The organism is Schleiferia thermophila (assembly GCF_003337435.1).
Lineage (GTDB): Bacteria > Bacteroidota > Bacteroidia > Flavobacteriales > Schleiferiaceae > Schleiferia > Schleiferia thermophila.
Genome location: NZ_QPJS01000001.1, coordinates 872901 through 890096, shown reverse-complemented (window position 1 = coordinate 890096; position 17196 = coordinate 872901). Strand labels below are relative to the sequence as shown.

Annotated in this window: 12 protein-coding genes, 1 pseudogene and 1 riboswitch; of the genes and pseudogenes, 6 read left to right on the top strand and 7 right to left on the bottom strand. The window is 44.0% G+C overall.

The features are described from left to right. The first annotated feature begins 34 nt into the window (after positions 1-34). From DES35_RS03785 to DES35_RS03765, 6 genes and pseudogenes are all read left to right on the top strand, one after another. Positions 35-409, top strand: a pseudogene (locus DES35_RS03785) (four helix bundle protein). A 97-nt stretch (positions 410-506) separates the two neighbouring features. Continuing rightward, positions 507-2726, top strand: coding sequence for a hypothetical protein (locus tag DES35_RS11515; RefSeq protein WP_170125687.1), 2220 nt, complete (start codon positions 507-509; stop codon positions 2724-2726). Between the two features lie 33 nt (positions 2727-2759). Further along, positions 2760-3707, top strand: coding sequence for an Eco57I restriction-modification methylase domain-containing protein (locus DES35_RS11510; protein WP_170125686.1), 948 nt, complete (start codon positions 2760-2762; stop codon positions 3705-3707). A 78-nt stretch (positions 3708-3785) separates the two neighbouring features. Beyond that, positions 3786-4622: a hypothetical protein gene (locus tag DES35_RS11505; protein ID WP_170125685.1), complete on the top strand. Its 837-nt coding sequence runs from the start codon at positions 3786-3788 to the stop codon at positions 4620-4622. A gap of 817 nt (positions 4623-5439) precedes the next feature. Continuing rightward, positions 5440-5733, top strand: coding sequence for a Bor family protein (locus DES35_RS03770; RefSeq protein ID WP_114365816.1), 294 nt, complete (start codon positions 5440-5442; stop codon positions 5731-5733). Positions 5734-5786: 53 nt separating this feature from the next. Then, positions 5787-6023, top strand: coding sequence for a hypothetical protein (locus DES35_RS03765; RefSeq protein ID WP_114365815.1), 237 nt, complete (start codon positions 5787-5789; stop codon positions 6021-6023). A gap of 594 nt (positions 6024-6617) precedes the next feature. On the opposite strand, the gene DES35_RS03760 is transcribed toward DES35_RS03765, so the two are convergent. The 7 genes from DES35_RS03760 to DES35_RS03730 form a co-directional block, all read right to left on the bottom strand. Further along, positions 6618-6917: a DUF167 domain-containing protein gene (locus DES35_RS03760; protein ID WP_114365814.1), complete on the bottom strand. Its 300-nt coding sequence runs from the start codon at positions 6915-6917 to the stop codon at positions 6618-6620. Positions 6918-7205: 288 nt separating this feature from the next. Further along, on the bottom strand, positions 7206-8801 hold the full coding sequence (locus DES35_RS03755) for a SulP family inorganic anion transporter (protein WP_114365813.1): 1596 nt from the start codon (positions 8799-8801) through the stop codon (positions 7206-7208). Positions 8802-8823: 22 nt separating this feature from the next. Beyond that, positions 8824-10701: a proton-conducting transporter transmembrane domain-containing protein gene (locus DES35_RS03750; protein ID WP_114365812.1), complete on the bottom strand. Its 1878-nt coding sequence runs from the start codon at positions 10699-10701 to the stop codon at positions 8824-8826. A gap of 3 nt (positions 10702-10704) precedes the next feature. After that, positions 10705-13206 (bottom strand): YbcC family protein, encoded by a 2502-nt coding sequence (locus tag DES35_RS03745; RefSeq protein ID WP_114365811.1) that lies wholly within the window; start codon positions 13204-13206, stop codon positions 10705-10707. Between the two features lie 61 nt (positions 13207-13267). Continuing rightward, the gene (locus DES35_RS03740; protein ID WP_114365810.1) at positions 13268-13672 is read right to left on the bottom strand and encodes a hypothetical protein; all 405 of its coding nucleotides are present in this window, start codon (positions 13670-13672) and stop codon (positions 13268-13270) included. A 220-nt stretch (positions 13673-13892) separates the two neighbouring features. Beyond that, entirely contained in the window at positions 13893-14957 is a 1065-nt protein-coding gene (locus DES35_RS03735; protein ID WP_114365809.1) for a DUF5074 domain-containing protein, read from the bottom strand. After that, on the bottom strand, positions 14954-16840 hold the full coding sequence (locus tag DES35_RS03730; protein ID WP_114365808.1) for a TonB-dependent receptor plug domain-containing protein: 1887 nt from the start codon (positions 16838-16840) through the stop codon (positions 14954-14956). The genes DES35_RS03735 and DES35_RS03730 overlap by 4 nt, the downstream gene beginning before the upstream one ends. 34 nt (positions 16841-16874) lie before the next feature. Further along, positions 16875-17063: riboswitch (cobalamin riboswitch) on the bottom strand. Positions 17064-17196: the final 133 nt, after the last annotated feature.

The following is a 17196-nucleotide window of genomic DNA, read 5'->3' as shown; positions in this document are numbered from 1 at the left end:
AGAAAAAAGAAAAAAGAAAAAAGAAAAAAGAAATATGAATCGAAGTCCTTTAAGAGATAAAAGTTATTCCTTTTCTGTAAATATTGTGCGACTTATACAGTATTTGCAAACTGAGAAAAAAGAATTTATTCTGAGCAAGCAACTTTTGCGTAGTGGAACTGCCATTGGAGCTTTGTTGCGAGAAGCTGAATTTGGGTAAAGTACCCCAGATTTTATTAATAAACTAAATATAGCCTTGAAAAAGGCTAATGAAACAGAATACTGGCTTAATTTATTAAAAGACACTGAGTACATTGAATTAGAGCTGTTTGAAAAAAGAAATGCAGAATGCAAAGAGCTAATTTCCATGCTTGTTTCAAGTCTAAAGACTTTGAAAGCTAAAGGTTTAAAAAATAAATACTCTAAATGAAAAATGAAATGGCAGCTATTCCCTAACTCATCTTAAACTATTTTTAACTTTTAACTCTTAACTTTTAACTTTTATCTGTTAACTTTTAACTCTAACCATGAAGTACTCCACCATCAACATACAGGGCAATCTGCTCTCCGAAGAAATCCTGCAAAAGGTCGAAACCGGCGAGGCACAGGGACAGCGAGCCACCGACTTTGGCTTTGATCCGGATACCAACCTGCGCAGCGAAATCGAGTACGCCTGGAGCCGCATCAAATTAGACTGGAAACATTTTTATGCTAAATCGCAGAACCTGCCTGCCAGCGACCCTTACGGTACCACCCTCACTCGCAGGTGGATGGTGCAGTTTTTCAGCTCGCTGGGTTTTGAGCTGACAGGGCAAACAAGCAACCTGCAGGGCGGTAACAACCAGGGGTACTCCATCAGCCACACAGCCGCCAACCTGGACCATATGCCCGTTCACATCGTAGGTTTTAATGAGCCCGGCCATCCCGAAAAAAACACCCTCGACGTCAGGACCAGCGGGGGCACCTCGCGCCTGTCGCCCCATGCCACCGTGCAGGAATACCTCAACGTAACCGATCACCCGTTTGGCATAGCTACCAACGGCTTCTACCTGCGCCTGTTGCGCGATAGCGGCCGCCTCATAAAGCTTACCTATGTGGAGTTTGACCTCAAGCGCTTGCTCGACGAAGACAAGTACAGCGAGTTTACCCTGCTCTACCGCTTGCTGCATGCCAGCCGCTTTGCCTCCCGCAAAGCCGAAGCCAGCCAGTGTCTGCTCGAAAAGTACTACCAGGACAGCATCGAATCCGGTAACCGCATCCGCGAGAAGCTAAGCCTCGCCGTCCGGGAATCGCTCCTGGCTCTGGGCAAAGGCTTCCTGCAGCACGAACACAACACCGCACTCCGACAAAAAATTCAAAGCGGAGAGCTCTCGGCCAAAAACTACTACCACCAGTTGCTGCGCCTCGTTTACCGCCTGCTGTTTTTGATGGTCATCGAAGAACGCGATCTGGTGTACGACCCCGAGGATACGTCCGAAGCTACCCGGCGCCTGAAAAAAATCTACCTGCAGTACTACAGCATCACCCGACTGCGAAAACTCAGCACCATCCGCTTTGTGCACGAGCAACAGTTCAACGACTTGTGGCAGGGACTGCTTCAAACCTTTCAGCTGTTTAAAGAAAAAGGCAAAGGCCTAAAATTGGGCATTAGTCCGCTGGACGGCGAATTGTTTAGCGATCAGGCCCTCAGCGACCTGGAGCAGTGCCTCATCAGCAATAAGCTGCTGCTGGAGTGCATACGCAATATGAACGAATTCGAAGACGAAAAGCGCAACCGGGTAACCATCAGCTACCGCGCCCTAGATGTGGAGGAGCTGGGCTCGGTGTATGAGGGCCTGCTCGATCTGCACCCGGTCATCGAAAATATAGAGGCCGCCAATGCGGAAATGATCGGCTTCACCTTTTACCAGGGTACCGACCGCAAAATCACCGGCTCATACTATACCCGGCCGGAGCTGGTGAGCGAGCTCATCAAGTCGGCCCTGATACCCGTAATTGAAGAACGGCTCAGGGCACAGGCCGGCAACAGAGAAGCGCAAGCACAGGCTCTGCTCCAACTCAAGGTGTGCGATGCGGCTGCCGGCAGCGGGCACATGCTCCTGGCGGCTGCCCGTACCATCGCCTGGTACCTGGCCAGGGTAAAAAGCGGAGAAGAAAACCCGGCACCCTCTCTCTACCGCAGCTGCCTGCGCGATGTCATACAGCACTGCATCTATGGCGTAGACCTCAACCCCTATGCCGTGGAACTGTGCAAACTGGCCCTGTGGATTGAAGGACACAACAGCGGTAAACCCCTCAGCTTTTTAAACCATCGAATATGCAATGGAAACAGCCTCCTGGGCGTCACCGATTTAAGCGTATTGAAAAAAGGAATCCCCGATAATGCCTATGAGTCCGTTGATGGCGACGATAAAAAAGTGTGTAAACAGCTGAAAAATGCCAATAAGCAATTTCACAACACCAAACAGCTCAGCCTGGATTTTGACCTAACTGAAACCACCAGTACCGGGACCATTACAAACAGTTACAAAGAGCTGGAAACCATAGGCCAGGATGATGTGGAGGGCGTAAGACGGATAAAAGACAAGTTTGAAAAGCTCCGCAAAGACCCCGGCTGGTATAACAAATGGCAGGCCTGCAACCTCTGGACAGCCGCCTTCTTCTGGCACTACACCGAAGAAAACAGAATGGCCGCCCCCACCAGCGATCGCCTGTACCGGTTTCTCGACCACCCGGCAGCTGCTTAAGGACCTATGACGGGAATGGCCAATGCCCTTTCCATGAAACATAAATTCTTTCACTGGCCCCTGGAGTTCCCCGATGTGTTTGAGCAAGGAGGCTTTGACGTCGTGCTGGGCAATCCGCCCTGGGAAAGAATTAAGCTGCAGCAGCAGGAGTTTTTTGCAAACCGTGATGCAACCATTGCCAATGCCCCCAATGCAGCAGCACGCAATGCATTAATCAAAGCGCTGCCACAAACCAACCCTCAGCTGTTCAAAGAATATGAGCAAGCCCTGCATACTGCCGACTGTACAGGTAAATTTTTGCGCGAAAGCGGAAGATACCTGTTAACGGCTGTGGGCGATATCAATACCTACTCTGTTTTTGCCGAAATCGCTTCCTCATTGGTCAACAAAAAAGGAAGAACCGGCATCATAGTACCTACCGGTATAGCCACCGACGACAGCAACAAAGCTTTTTTTGGCGCCATGGTCGAAAGCAACCGACTGGTGAGCCTTTTTGATTTTGAAAACAGGGAAAAGATTTTCAAGGATGTGGACAGTCGCTACAAATTCTGCCTGCTTACCCTTGCCGGTTCGGATATAGGCCAGCAAAAAGCCCGCTTTGGATTTTTCCTTACGCGGGTAGAGCACCTGCAGGACGATAGGCGGATATTCAGCTTGAGCCGCGAAGATTTTCTGCGGCTAAATCCCAACACCAAAACCTGCCCGGTGTTTCGCACGCGCGTGGATGCCGGGCTTACCACCAAAATTTACCGGCGCGTACCGGTGCTCATTAACGAAAACACCGGGGAAAATCCCTGGGGGGTTAAGTTTGCAACAATGTTTCACATGAGCAACGACTCCCACCTCTTCCGCACGCGGCAGCAGCTGGAGGCCGAGGGCTTCCGCTTGTGGGGCAATAAAATGAAACGAGGCAATGAGGTATGGCTGCCGCTGTACAAAGCCAAAATGATCTGGCACTACGACCACCGCTACGGCACCTAGGCAGGGGTAGATAGCCGGTCATCCACGCAAACACCCACCCCCACCCCGGAGCAATATCAGGACCCCTGCTATCAGATATTGCCCTGGTATTGGGTGGAGGAAGGCAGAGTAAAGGAAATTACCCAGGATAAGTGGTTTATTGGGTTTAGAAACATCGCCAGATCAACTGATGAAAGAACAGCAATCATTTCACTGGTACCTGAAAGTGCTGTTGGTAATTCTATGCCATTAATCTTTTTGGAAAAGTCCTCTATTTCTAAGTATGTTTTCGCATCTATTTTAACTTCATTAATATTTGACTATTGTACCAGACAGAAACTGGGTGGAGTGAATATGACTTTTGGATATGTACAGCAGTTACCTGTACTATCGCCACTTCAATTGAAATTTTCAGAAAGGCAGATACTTTGCAAAGCACTTGAACTTTCCTACACCTCCTGGGACATTAAAGCCTTTGCCGATGACGTATGGAGAGAAGCGGGGGAAAGTGAAAAGGTAGAAGTGAAAAGTGAAAGGTTTGGGGAGTTGAGTGCGTTGCAGGCGGCTATCGTACAGCAGTGGGAGGAAAATAGGGCGGCCACCGGAGGCCATGCGTGGGCGCCACCCGAGTGGCACGAAGATTATGGCCGCAGCCCCGACGAAGTGGAGGGCTGCCCGCTGCCCCCCTTTAAATGGGACGAGGAGCGCCGGGCCGTGCTCAAAGCCGAACTCGATGCCCTATACGCCAGGCTCTACGGCCTCACCACCGAAGAGCTCCGCTACATCCTCGACCCACAGGATGTGTACGGCCCCGATTTCCCCGGCGAAACCTTCCGCGTGCTCAAAGAAAAAGAAATCCGACAATTTGGCGAGTACCGCACCAAACGACTGGTGTTGGAGGCCTGGGACAAACTGCAGGAGCAATCTGCACAGTGACTTCCCATATGGCCCGCAAGCCTTGCCTTCACATCAACTATCCGATGACATACGGCTCCCGGGCGATAGCATTAGCTCCGGGTATTACAACACAAAAAGTACCGTCATTTAAGTAAAATATTGGTCATGCGTTTTGCGATGATCTGTATCTGTATTAGCGATCTCTTTATAGAATAAAATAGCCTGGATTCTTTACCGCTAAATTCACATAAAATAATAGATAGGGAACAATTGGGAAGTCCCTACCAGGACGGCAAAAAAAAATTATACTTAGACAATTTACTCCAAAATAAGTTTTATCAAATGAAATTTTGAATCAGATACCGAAGCGTTTAGTACTAAATCCATTGCTGTTTGGATTTGTCTCCAAATAAAAAAAAATTTCAGGTGGTTGCTTAGTAATCAACCATCCTTGCGAAGGTAGAAACCCTCCGTTCAATCCTTTTTAAAAAAGGGATTTTGTAGTGTAGCGAATCAACGGATTCAAATTCATGTTGCTACAAATAAAATTTACGAAAAGATAAAATTTAAAACGCAAAATTTGTAAAATAAGTGATGTTAGTTTTGTTGTATTAAAAATGCATTGATGATGATCCTTATGCCCTAAAAAATAAAAAATAATGGATATTGCTTTTTTGCGCTTGAGAACAACATTATGCTTTAAAAATTCGTGGGTCAAAAAAATAAAAAAAAACAACGGGGCTGACCACACTCTATTGAGATGCAAATACAGCGTATGGAGGCCAGAAACCACTCAAAAAACGGGGCAAATACCGAAAAGCCAAAAGAGTAGGAAAAAATGATTACGTCTATAAAAATGAAAAAAGTTCTTTTCAATTTGATTTTGGTTATGGCAATTTCTGTTTTGATGACATCTTGTTACACTTTAACTTTTTCAGTGGGAGAAGGTGCAAAAACAGGCATTGAAGTATGTGAGAAAAACCATTACTTAATTTATGGTTTAGCTCCGGTTAAAACCGCTGATCCATCTATAATGGCAGGTGGTGCAAAAGATTACACCGTAACCATCACCCACACATTTGTTGATGGTCTTTTGAACGCAATTACAGGCGGAATTTACACGCTTACTACTACGATCGTTAAGAAATAATTCATCTTCAGGGCTATTTGTACAAATAGCCCTTATTTTTTTAATTTTTGGCAATGAAAAAGATTCTTTTTATCACTGGGATAGCTTCATCGGTCTTTGGATTTTTTCAGGGATATCCATACGTTTTTGACTATGGTATTCTATCGAATTACGGAAAAGGCTATGTTTGGGGTTCAGCACTATTATTTTTCACCGGATTGGCAATGATTTATTTTGCTCTCAAAATAAAAAAACAAGCGCATAAAGTTCGGTTTTCAGACGATATTGATGAAACTGAACCTCGGAATTGATTTTCTTTTATTGAAGTGCAAGACTAAAAGTGAGATTTTGTAAGATTTAAAGGATATAGAATTTTCTGCTTTTCTTCTTTCACTATAATCGGAACTACCGCAAGAGGTAGTACCAGTAAAAAACAGTCCGGCAAAACAGATGATCTGAAGAAAAAGCTATCGGGTCTGACTCCTGCGGTATATGAAGCCACGGGAGTATGTGAGGGCACTGCATAGTGGATGATTTTTCCGGCCTGATTGGAGCCACTGGCATCGCCGATGGAGAGGTCACCTCCTAATTCAGTGTGTAGGCTGGTTACTCGATTACCGGTGTTGCAGGCAGCTCTTTAGCAGTGAGCGGTATGCGGTATACTCCACCGAAGTACTTCGTCTACGTACTACAACACCTCCTTTTTTTTTGATGAACAGTTTGCTGACAGCTGACGTTTTTGAATCTTTCTCAATTTTTCAGACTTCTTAGTCAGCTCTAACCATCAGGCCACTCTTTACCCTCTGCCCTACCCAATGGCACTTTTTGATCCGATCTATAATGTTCATATTACTTTTTGATTTTTGGGCTTATTTGAAGATAATGGTAATCTGGAACCCATTAAATCACCGATGATGATTCCTTATTTTTTCGATCTTAGTTCGGTATTCATCTTCTTCCAGATCGATTTTTATCCACTTAATTTTTGAACTCTGGCCTTTTATAAGGTGAATTTTTGATTTTGAAATTTCGAAAATCTCAGAGAGATATTCAATTAAAACTTTATTAGCTCTACCTTCTACAGGTGGAGATGCAATTCGTACTTTAAGAGTAAAATCGTCTACTACTTCTATGATATTTTTCCTGGAATTTGGCTTGGCTTCAATTTTTACAGTCATGATGATTGCATCGTTAATCCAAATCATTGATCAATCCATCGCACAAGGCGAGTTTGCAATCAATACAATTGCCGTTGTTTTCAGTTTCATTGGGTCTAAATATTCGATTAAACATGGTCATCGTTTTTCATGTGAAGGCCAAAAGAAAGCTAAACAAATAATCTATTGAAATATCGCTCTAAAAATGCGTTTTTCATAGATGCCATTGATGAAAAGGTGCCACACAATGCATTTTAAGCACTCTCAGCAGAGATCTATCGAATCAAGAAGCAAACAGGCAGTTTGGATGGTCAAAAACAGTTCTTGTACTACCATTTATTCCAAAATACGCGTAGCCAATGGGTGATTGGATAGGGGTTTGTGCTTTTCATATCCAACGATGGTCATCTTATCTTCAAATCGCTCTTTTTCAATTTCAAAATAATGGATAAAGCTCATAAACGAATGATCTATCAATTTGACTTTTTCTAGATTGATAAACACATATCCCTGTTCGAGGTAACGGTTGATGATTTTTTTATACGCGATTAAGTTGGTAAAAACCGCAGCGCCTTTAAAATGTAAAGTAATGATTTTCTGATTGTTTTCTTCCTTTACTTCCACAGAATACTTCGGGAAAAACAAATTTTTGATCCGTACCCCGTAGTAGAGATGAAACAGAATTTTGACAAGCATTCCGGCTAAGACCCCCAGTAGTAAATCCTCAGCTAAAGTGACCACTATTGTGGTCAGAAAAATAATGAGTTGTTCTTTGCCGATCTGGTAGGTATGGACAAACTCTTTGGGGGCAGCTAGCCGATAACCAGCATAAATCAACATGGCTGCAAGCGCTGAGTTTGGTATGAGCTCAATGATTGGAATTAAAAAAATCATGCTGAGCAAAAGAAACAGTCCATGAACGAAGTTTGACCATTTGGTGACTGCACCAAAACTTATATTGGAAGTACTTCTCACCACTTCGGAAATCATAGGTAATCCCCCCAATAATCCGGAAACGAGATTTCCGGCCCCCTGACCTATCAGATCGCCGTTGTAATTGGGCTGTCTTTTATACGGATCAAGGCTTTCGAGAGCCTTGACGGTGAGCAAGGATTCCAAAGTACTTACAAACAAAAACATGATTACATATTTCCAGAATGTCCCAGTATGAATCACGGAAAAGTCTGCATTGAAGTTTAGCTCTTCCCAGAAATTACCGATGCTTACCAGCGCATACGAGGGTTCACTTTCTTTAAAATGCCAGTAAGTGGTCAATGGCACGGCAACCAGCAATACGATCATGGGCGCCGGTATTTTTTTAAAAAAATTGATTTTTAAGAAAGGAAAAACAAACATGATCAAAAGCCCGATCACTCCAATGGCCGCAATATGCCAGTGTGCATGCAATACAAACTTGGGAATATCCATGTACAGCTCGATAGGACTTTCGCCTTTGTACAAGGTAGGATCATCGCCCAGCAGTACAGGAATTTGCTTGGCGATAATGATTAAACCGATGGCAGCCAGCATGCCATGAACCGCAGAGTGAGGGAAGAAATCACTCACGGTGCCAAGTTTCAGAAAACCAAAGAGCATCTGAAACAGCGCCATGACAACTACTACGGCAGCGGCAATTTTCCAGCCTTGTTCATCCCCACCAAAGTCTGTTATGGCACCGGCAGCAATGGTGATCAGGCCTGCGGCAGGACCTTTTATTGAAAGTTCGGCTACATTAAAAATCACCGTAACCAATCCGCCCACCATCGCTGAGAGCACTCCCATGGCAGCCGGAAAACCGCTTGCTTTGGCAATTCCTAAGCTTAAGGGTAATGCGAGTAAAAAAACCAGAAATCCGGAAACTAAGTCCTTTTTCCAATACAGCCTGAGAGCCTTCCATCCTGTTTCGATCCCTGCTTTGCGTTGTGGTTCCATTTATAGATGTATTTGATGAAGTTTATGCTGCTTTTAAAGCTTTTGCGTGATAATTTTTGATATGAGTTCCGTGAAATAATCGCGAATAAACCCGGATCAAAGCAATTCCGGAAAGGATGTAAGAAGAAGCAAAGAAAAAGGCCAGTAAAAACTGATCTTCCCGAATATGGCCAAAAATCAGGTCCTCGCCAATAAACGATGGAGTGACCGGAAATCCCATCAATCCCAAAACAGATACAAAGAAGATAAAAGCCAAAGTTTTATGCTCATAAATGTGTCCGTAATACTTTTTTAAATCAAAAAATTGAGGCTCCTTTTTATGAAGTATGTTTAGACATACCAGTGCTATCAAAGCAGAGGGCACTATACCCGATAAATATATCAACAGGTGCTCGTAGTCAAAATGATCGTTGAACGATACCCCAATGGCCACCAGAACATGATTGGTAAGTACCAGTAAAACACTAACCCTGGGATATGTCCTCTCGGAAAAAGCTTTTAAGACTAAAACAAATCCGATGAAAGTAAAAATCAGTGGAATTTGATGAAGCATTTCAGGCGATAAAATATTTTCATAGATCTTCATTAATATTCCAGAGATTATCAGTGGAATTAAAATGTAAAATGAATTTCGATAATGTATAAACCCTAACAAATTTCCAATCCTCTTAAAAGGATAAAATACTACTTTATTTATCAAATCATCCAAATAAAATTCTCTCAAAGCCAGCCAATAGACGCTATATTGCACTTTTCTTGAAAAACTTTCTTCAAAACTGTGCGGTGCAGGTTTGAAGTGATAAAACATATCCCTGATCAGATAAGCAACAGCCGATGGAGAGATCAGAAGCTGATACGTTCTCAAGAAAGCATTTCCCACAAAATGGAGTAAAGCAAGGATTTCCAGCCCAAGGGCTATTTCAATGAACATGATGCCAATTTGTGCAATGGAGGCATAGGCGATCTGTGTTTTGATGGTTGACTGTACTCTCGATATTGGGAAGGCCACCAGGGTGGTCATCAATCCAGTAAGCGCTATGATGATTCGTGCAAGTGGCTGTTCTCCCCAGAAATGTTCTGTGCGCAACAAAATGAAAACACCAAAATGGACCGACAGCGACCCATAGAAAATAGCGCTAGAAGGCGTAGGGCCTTCCATAGCTCTTGGCAACCATGCGCTAAAGGGAAGCTGGGCAGATTTGGCCGCAGCAGCCACTAAAAGGCACACGGAAATAAATAATCCGATGCTGCTTTGGCCCAGAAGATGCTCGTGTACCAATTGAGCATTACTTAGCTTCATGAACGTGACGTTTTCATGCCATAGATGATGGCTACCCCACATCGCCAGAAAGATCCCGACATCACCAATTCGATAGATTGAAAACACCTTTACTGCATTGCGCGATGGCAAATACCGCTCCCGATAAAATGCTACGAGCAAAAAAGAGGAAATGCCCAGCATTTCCCATCCCAGGAAAAGGGTTTCAAAGTTGCCGGAAAGCGCAGTTAAATTGTGGGCCGAAAAGAAAAACAACACAGTATTGAAAAAACGTTTGTATCCCGGTTCCATGTGCATGTAATAACAGCTATATCGAATGATCAGGAGAGTTATAAGCGATCCTACCAACAGATATACAGCTGAAACCTTATCAAAATAAAAATCAATCAGGAATACATACCGGTCGGTCTCATACAGCGCTACTTCCTTCACATTGATCTGCTCAAATCCATTGAACACCCACCACCCCGTAAAAAAAAGGGTCACTAGAAAGTGAAAGAAGGTGCCATAGAATGCAAGCCGTGACAAATACCTCTCATTTCGCTCCGGAATAAACAAAGAGATAAAAAACACCACAAAAGGCAGCAAAACAAAAAGCGCCAGCAACCATTCGATGCTCATGACTTATGAATGTTTTAAAATGTATACAGGCAAATCCAGGCAATCTGTTTCAAAAATTTGCTCTAACTGGTCAGCAACCGGCAAGGAGGTACAGATCGGCTGATAGGCCTTAAACTCTTCCGTCTGATGGTCAAAGTGATAGATTTCTTTAGTTTCCGGATGCAGGGCACACAAATGGATCCAGTTGTTTTTAAACCACTCATAGGTGGATTCATGCTGTTTGAGAGCAGATAAAATCAATGCGGGCAACTGTTCGATAATGACCATCAATCGAAGCGGAGAGTGAATGTTGAGCATTTGCGCAGGTAAACCAGTTCGCAAATCACCATCCATCCCATTTGCCACACCTATCAATCCCATTACATTATGGGGTAATTTGGTACCTGCACCTAAGCGATGATTATCTACTTTTGAAAAGTAATATTCCAGATTAATACCTCCGCATACCGGAGCAACAGCTCGCAGAATGTCTACCAAATATTCCCCATCCCGGTCCACTTGATAATCGTAGGAATTCAAAAACGACCGCCTGTCTAAAAACAAATGCTTGATGCTTGAGCGTCGACCAACAAAGCAAATTGCATTGGTGGCATGATTCCATTCCGGGCGAGGTTCAAAAAGCGATAAAGCTCTGAGTTTTACTTGCTCATGTACCTCCTTATCAGTTTTCGAAGAATCAATCATCAAAAATCTTCGCGAACGTTCTTTGGCATTTTTCTGCAGGGCGGCTTCAAAGAGCGTTTTGTTTACTTGATGTTTTTCAATCAGATCAGATGGTATTTGATGCTCATCGTAAAATTCAATTTCATCCTTGGTGGTATCGTGCAAGGCGGCAATAAAGTGGGTTGTATCCGGAATGTATATACCTCGTCTTTTTAATTGATCTCTCACTGAAGGATGGTTTGCCATATAGGCTGCTACTTTGGCATTTACCGAACCTGCCCTGCCGCTGCATGCGCCACAGTCATATCCAGCGTAATGGGTATTGTTTACGCTGCTGGCACCATGCCCTATCACATATATCAAGGGTGCAAAATTTTCCACCAGACCTATACTTCGCAGCAATCCTTCGATTCGGTCAGTCATTTCATCGACCGTAAATCCAAGTTGTAGTCCCTGTGAAAATTTAATCGGATTTTGTGCTTCAATCTTCAGTTTTCCGTACTTGTCCATATGCCTGAAAGAAGACACATGCAAAGGCGAATCAGAGGGATAGAATAAGTTTTTGGTTAGTCGAAACATGGAGCCTAAGCCTAAAAAATGGCTAAGTAGCCAACCGCCTGCCACCCCATGACTTTCTTTACGCATGTGCCAATCAGTTTTATGGCGCTTCCTGGCTTCATATTCTCTGATCAAGTAGTTGGGCTGAACCGGTGCTGGGCATGACTTGGTAAAAAACTTACCGTGTTCGGGCTGAAAGTAAAACTCCACATTAAAAAATCCGGCCGTTCCGAAAGTTTCACTTCCCGGTATCAATTCTTCGATGTATCGCCGGAACGAACATTCACGGTCATCAATGCACAAAATGGCTTGTACCTGCTTGATTTTTGATTGTTCTTCCTCAACCGGCACTTTCAAGCCAAACAACACCTGGTCATAGTAGCTCCATTCGTAAATTTCCTGCCAGAGCGCATATATTTCAAAAAGCTCAGATGGAGTAATGTTTCCAATGATATTTTTATCAAAATTTTTATCTGCATAAAAGGCTGCAGAGTGCCATTTACCTTCACCAAATTTTATGTCTAATGCATCTATTTCAAGCAGCAATTCAAAAGCGATAAACTCTTCAAGGGAAATTTTCCGATGATCCAATAGTAAATGAGGGTTTTCCTCCAATACAGCAACCATACCCGACCATCCCGGATGTGCGAATTGTTGGTCAAACAAATAATGTTCATACAACGATTCATCCTCCACTACAATCTTTAATAATTCGTCTAAATTCAAATTTTTATGCAACAATAATTTTTCCGCGCGTTTACTTCGAAAAGGTTTAATAAACGTAAGCCTTTGCAATTCTCTGATGGCATTTAAAAAATCCCTGTTTTTTAATGGAAAATGCCAGACAGAAATGCCTTGGTCTAAAAAATTACATACTGTTCTAAATAAAATAGGATGGGTAACCTTATCAATCTCAAACTTTAATGCATCTTTCCACTGCTCACGAAGTGAACCAACTTTTTCCTCTATGGATTCATCATATGTTTTGTAAAGCAGCTTTTCTCTCCAGATATTCAGTAGGTCGTGATTAAATTTTTTAGCCAAATATTTTTCAAAAAATACCTGATTTATTACTCCTTCTTGATACAATTTACGATATTCGTCAAGTGGTAAATAAGTGCGATATCCAAAAATTTTTGACGCTTTTTCCATCGCTTTGTGAAACTCATCATGCTGAAAAGCATGTAAAGTATTGTGATGCACAAAGTCTTTTAAAGGATTCTGTGTTGGCAAATAATGTTTGAGTGCATGAATCAAGTCATGTGCACGTTGAGCAGTGACCATAAAATTTCAGGTATTTTTACGTATAAGAAGAAAGAGTAAAAGGCACTTTACAGCTGAAAATTCAAACAGCAGAGAGCGAATCCAGTTTCAAAGTGCCAAAAAGGATGCAAAGTGAAGTATTTAAATGAAAAAGGGACTTTGATGAAAACTTTTGATACGTGCTTGTTTTTCGATTTTTTAGAAGGAAAGATATCTTCCTGCTTAAAAAAGTTGTGTGATCAGTTTGGTGAATGCCTTCTTCTTCAGACTCTTTTTCAGATGATTCAGCAATATAGAAGATATACTCCGGATAAGTAGTTGGGTTTACTGCCACAGGAGAAGTAACCTGGGCTCTTTCAAATAGTTGAACTTTATTGATAAAAATTTGATTCGGGGCCTGACTTGAAGATTCCAGACCTCCGAAACCCGGCAGAATCAGTTGATAGGCATTTAAAATGAGAAAAAGAAAGTATTTTGCTATCAACATGTATCAAAATCTCATGCAAAAGTACAGAATTGAAAGTACTGCCGATAAGTTAATGCAGAATTAAAAAAATTATTAATGCCCCTGAATCGGATTAGCCCTTGAATTCATCCAGGCTATCCGTCACAGGGCATGTTTCGGAATGTTGATTAAAAATATGCCGTTTGTCATGCAATGCGCTACAGGTGAGGGACCACCGGGAGGTAGTCCCTTGGTCCCTGAGTTATCTGAAGAAGAAGTTACCCGGAATCACACCTGCAGTAAACGAATCGACCGGAGTAAGTGTGGGTACTGCATAGCGGATGATTTTTCCGGCCTGGTTGAAGTTGCCGGCATCGCCCAGATATAGGTCACCTCTTATAGGGTCAATATCGAGGGCATAGGCTGTCCGCTCGATTACCGGAGTGGTAGGCAGTGTCGCTGATGTAATAGACATGCGGAATACTCCACCAAAATACTTGTCGTCTACAAAATACAGGACATCCTTTTCCTTATTGATGCACAAATTCGAAGGAAACTGGTCGGGATTGTCAAAGTTGAGAACTGCCTCTACTTCATCTGTATTCAGGTCTATTCTCACCAGGGCCCCGGGCGTGCTGTTGGCAGGATTGGTCCAGTCTTTCCTTCCACCGCACAGCACCCATAGCTTGCCGTTTTTGTCCAGTGCATAGGAGTTGGGGTTGTAGGGTACCTGAATCTTCTTCACCAGCTGATAGGTACTTGCATTAATCACGCTCACTGTGGAGTCTGTCGAAAATCCACCGGAATTCAGCACATAGAGCTTATTGCCCTGAGAGTGAAAGTACATCTTCTCCGGGCCGCTGCCACTAAGCACTTCTCCCACTTTCTCAAAGATTTGCGTCTGATAAAAGAAAACCTTGCCGGAAGCCCAATCGGAAAATGCAACTGTAGAACTGCCCGTTCTCATGGCATACCGCGGTGAGGCCATGTCTTCCAGGGAACGAAAAAGTTTCATGTTGTTGGCATCTACGATGCGCACTGCACCCGAATTGTTAGCTACCAGATATCCGTACGATAAGTCAAAATACGCAGATTGGAAAATATTGCCGATGGGCAAGTTGTTGACTTTTTGATAAATGTCGTGCTCTACCTGTTTGCTCTGCGGATCGTAGAAGTCGAGCGTACCTGTACCGGTGCCAAACGGCCCCTCATTTACAACCAACACGCCTGGTTGATAGAGTTTGTCGGGCAGTTGGATGTCGTCTTCTTTTTTCGAACAGGCAATGGCTACGATTCCAGCCAGGAGTAATAGTCGCGTTTTCTTCATGATTTGGTGTATTTAGGGTTAGTAAACTGAAGGTTCAGGGTAAATCTAAATTCGCGGCCAGGCATAGGCCTGTGCGGTATGTACGCATACTCCGTATTTGCCAGATTGCGCACTTCACCGCTGAGTCTGAGGGTGAATTTCTGAAGGGACACAAATCTGGAAACTAATAAGTTCAACACTGTAAATCCGGGCAAGATTCCGGATGGGTGATTGTCGGAGAGCGTGTGTTGGGAAGATTGATACACCATTTGTACACCTGCATGCCACACTTGTGTCTTTACGCCTAGATGTGCATTTCCGATGTGCTGCGGGGTGTAAATGGCCAATTTGCCGGCTGCTGCATCTGACCCCTGGATCACATTTCGGCAGTATGTATAGGCAACTATTAAGTGAGCCAATGTATTTGAGAAGAGCTGTACGCTGCCTTCTACGCGTGTTTCCGCTCCACCTGCCAATGTTTTTCTCAGATTAACCGGAGACCAGAGACTGCCCTGAGGCTGCCAGATGATTTGGTTTTCTAAAGATTGCACGAAAGGCGTCAGGAAAATTTTTCCTTCCGTCCGATGTTTTTTCGAGGCATAGGAAATCATTACATCAGCAGTGTAACCTGATTCCGGCAAGATGTTGGGATTTCCTCCCGGTACCCAATACCTTTCATTCAAAGTGGGCCAGCGAAAGTGATTGCCTCCAGTAGCTTGGATGCTCCAATTAGCCACGCTGTAGCGCCCGGCCAATCGTGCGATTAGCGGAGAAGCCCTGCCATCCTGCCATTCGTTGCGCAGCGTAGCACTGAGCTGCAGCGCATCGGTGAGCTGGTATTCATAGCCGGCGTTCAAAAGACTGATATGCGTTCCCACTTCAGGAAGTCTATTGGCAGAGGGTGCCTGATATCGGTGATGCTCAGCATTATAGGTAACATTAGACCTTTTTCCAGCTGAAAAAGCACCCCTTGCGAAGAATTGCCATCCGTTGACTTCGCTGGTGTCCTTCAGTCCTAGCAGGTCATGATGATACACTATCTGCTCAGCAATAGCCCCGCCACCGGCTGCGAGCCTCAGTTTTGTGCCGGTAAAGGTGTAGTTGATTACACTTCTCTGGTTCCTATTCCACTGCCGGGAAGTATTGAAACGCGATTCTACTCTGGAGGGAGGAATGCTGATGGCCGAATTTTGAAACCAGGACGATATGTTGACGGCCGATTTATCCGAGAGCCGGTAAATTGCGCCGGCTGTAACATTGTGATGAATATATCCCCCGTTAGCAAGCGGCTGAAGCTGATTGGATAAATTTTTGAAAGGGTAATTGTTGTCCGCGTATTGAAGTTGATTGACCACTTTCAAGGACCACCTGCCCGCGGAAGACTCCAAAGATGCAATTCTCTGACGATACCCAAAGGAACCTGCCGCTTGAAGTGCATTCACGGAAAATCCTTTTTTTACCGGCAAGTCGTTGAGCACCAAGGCACCACTGCCCGAGCCTGACCCGTAAAAGCCGGCCAAATTCCCGTGATACATTTGTAAATGGTCAAAAAGTAAGGCTGGAACACCGGAAAAGTCAAAAAGTCCAAGAGCAGCATTGTTGAGCGATAGTCCGTTCCAGACCACTTTAAAATGTTCAGAGCTCTGACCCCTGACCCTGATGGTACTGATCAATCCCGGACCGTACAATCTGACATGAGCGGGTAAGTACAATCTCAATATTTCGGCCAGGGAAAATTGGTCCTTGTGCCTGGCTGCCAAACTGTCCCATGTGTACTCTATCGGCTCAATAGCACTGAAATGCGCTTTGGATGCCGTAACGACCACTTCAGGCAACAAGGACGATTGCCCAAAACAAATAAATCCCTGCAATATCAGGGTTGTCGTAAATATGTGTTTCTTCATATCCTGGCTGTCCCTTATTCCCGAGAGACAAGCGGTTGATTTACTGTCTGCGGCAGGTCTTCTGACTTGCTTCGGTCGGACTGCCTTCCCATTCTGCTGGCAGAACAGTGGCTTCTGATGTCAGACCTTTTTGTTGAAGCTCACAGCTGCGGGTACAGTTGCGGATTTGCACCGCATTCCCTATTAAGGCTTTTTACAGCCACCTGCAGACGCTGCAAAGGTAATCAGAAAAACCAATGTGGATACAATATTGCGCACCGGCTCCGTCGGAGGTCAGTTTGCAGCCATGTTTCGTAGCTAAAAAGGCTACGGCCCGTAATTCATAGGATAGGCCGGGTAAGCTCTGTAAAGGAATA

Bases quoted from the DNA above. Each gene is read 5' to 3' on its own strand.
- DES35_RS11515 (WP_170125687.1), top strand. From the start codon at position 507: ATGAAGTACTCCACCATCAACATACAGGGCAATCTGCTCTCCGAAGAA.
- DES35_RS11510 (WP_170125686.1), top strand. From the start codon at position 2,760: ATGAAACATAAATTCTTTCACTGGCCCCTGGAGTTCCCCGATGTGTTT.
- DES35_RS03770 (WP_114365816.1), top strand. From the start codon at position 5,440: ATGAAAAAAGTTCTTTTCAATTTGATTTTGGTTATGGCAATTTCTGTT.
- DES35_RS03765 (WP_114365815.1), top strand. From the start codon at position 5,787: ATGAAAAAGATTCTTTTTATCACTGGGATAGCTTCATCGGTCTTTGGA.
- DES35_RS03760 (WP_114365814.1), bottom strand. From the start codon at position 6,917: ATGATTTGGATTAACGATGCAATCATCATGACTGTAAAAATTGAAGCC.
- DES35_RS03755 (WP_114365813.1), bottom strand. From the start codon at position 8,801: ATGGAACCACAACGCAAAGCAGGGATCGAAACAGGATGGAAGGCTCTC.
- DES35_RS03750 (WP_114365812.1), bottom strand. From the start codon at position 10,701: ATGAGCATCGAATGGTTGCTGGCGCTTTTTGTTTTGCTGCCTTTTGTG.
- DES35_RS03745 (WP_114365811.1), bottom strand. From the start codon at position 13,206: ATGGTCACTGCTCAACGTGCACATGACTTGATTCATGCACTCAAACAT.
- DES35_RS03740 (WP_114365810.1), bottom strand. From the start codon at position 13,672: ATGTTGATAGCAAAATACTTTCTTTTTCTCATTTTAAATGCCTATCAA.
- DES35_RS03735 (WP_114365809.1), bottom strand. From the start codon at position 14,957: ATGAAGAAAACGCGACTATTACTCCTGGCTGGAATCGTAGCCATTGCC.
- DES35_RS03730 (WP_114365808.1), bottom strand. From the start codon at position 16,840: ATGAAGAAACACATATTTACGACAACCCTGATATTGCAGGGATTTATT.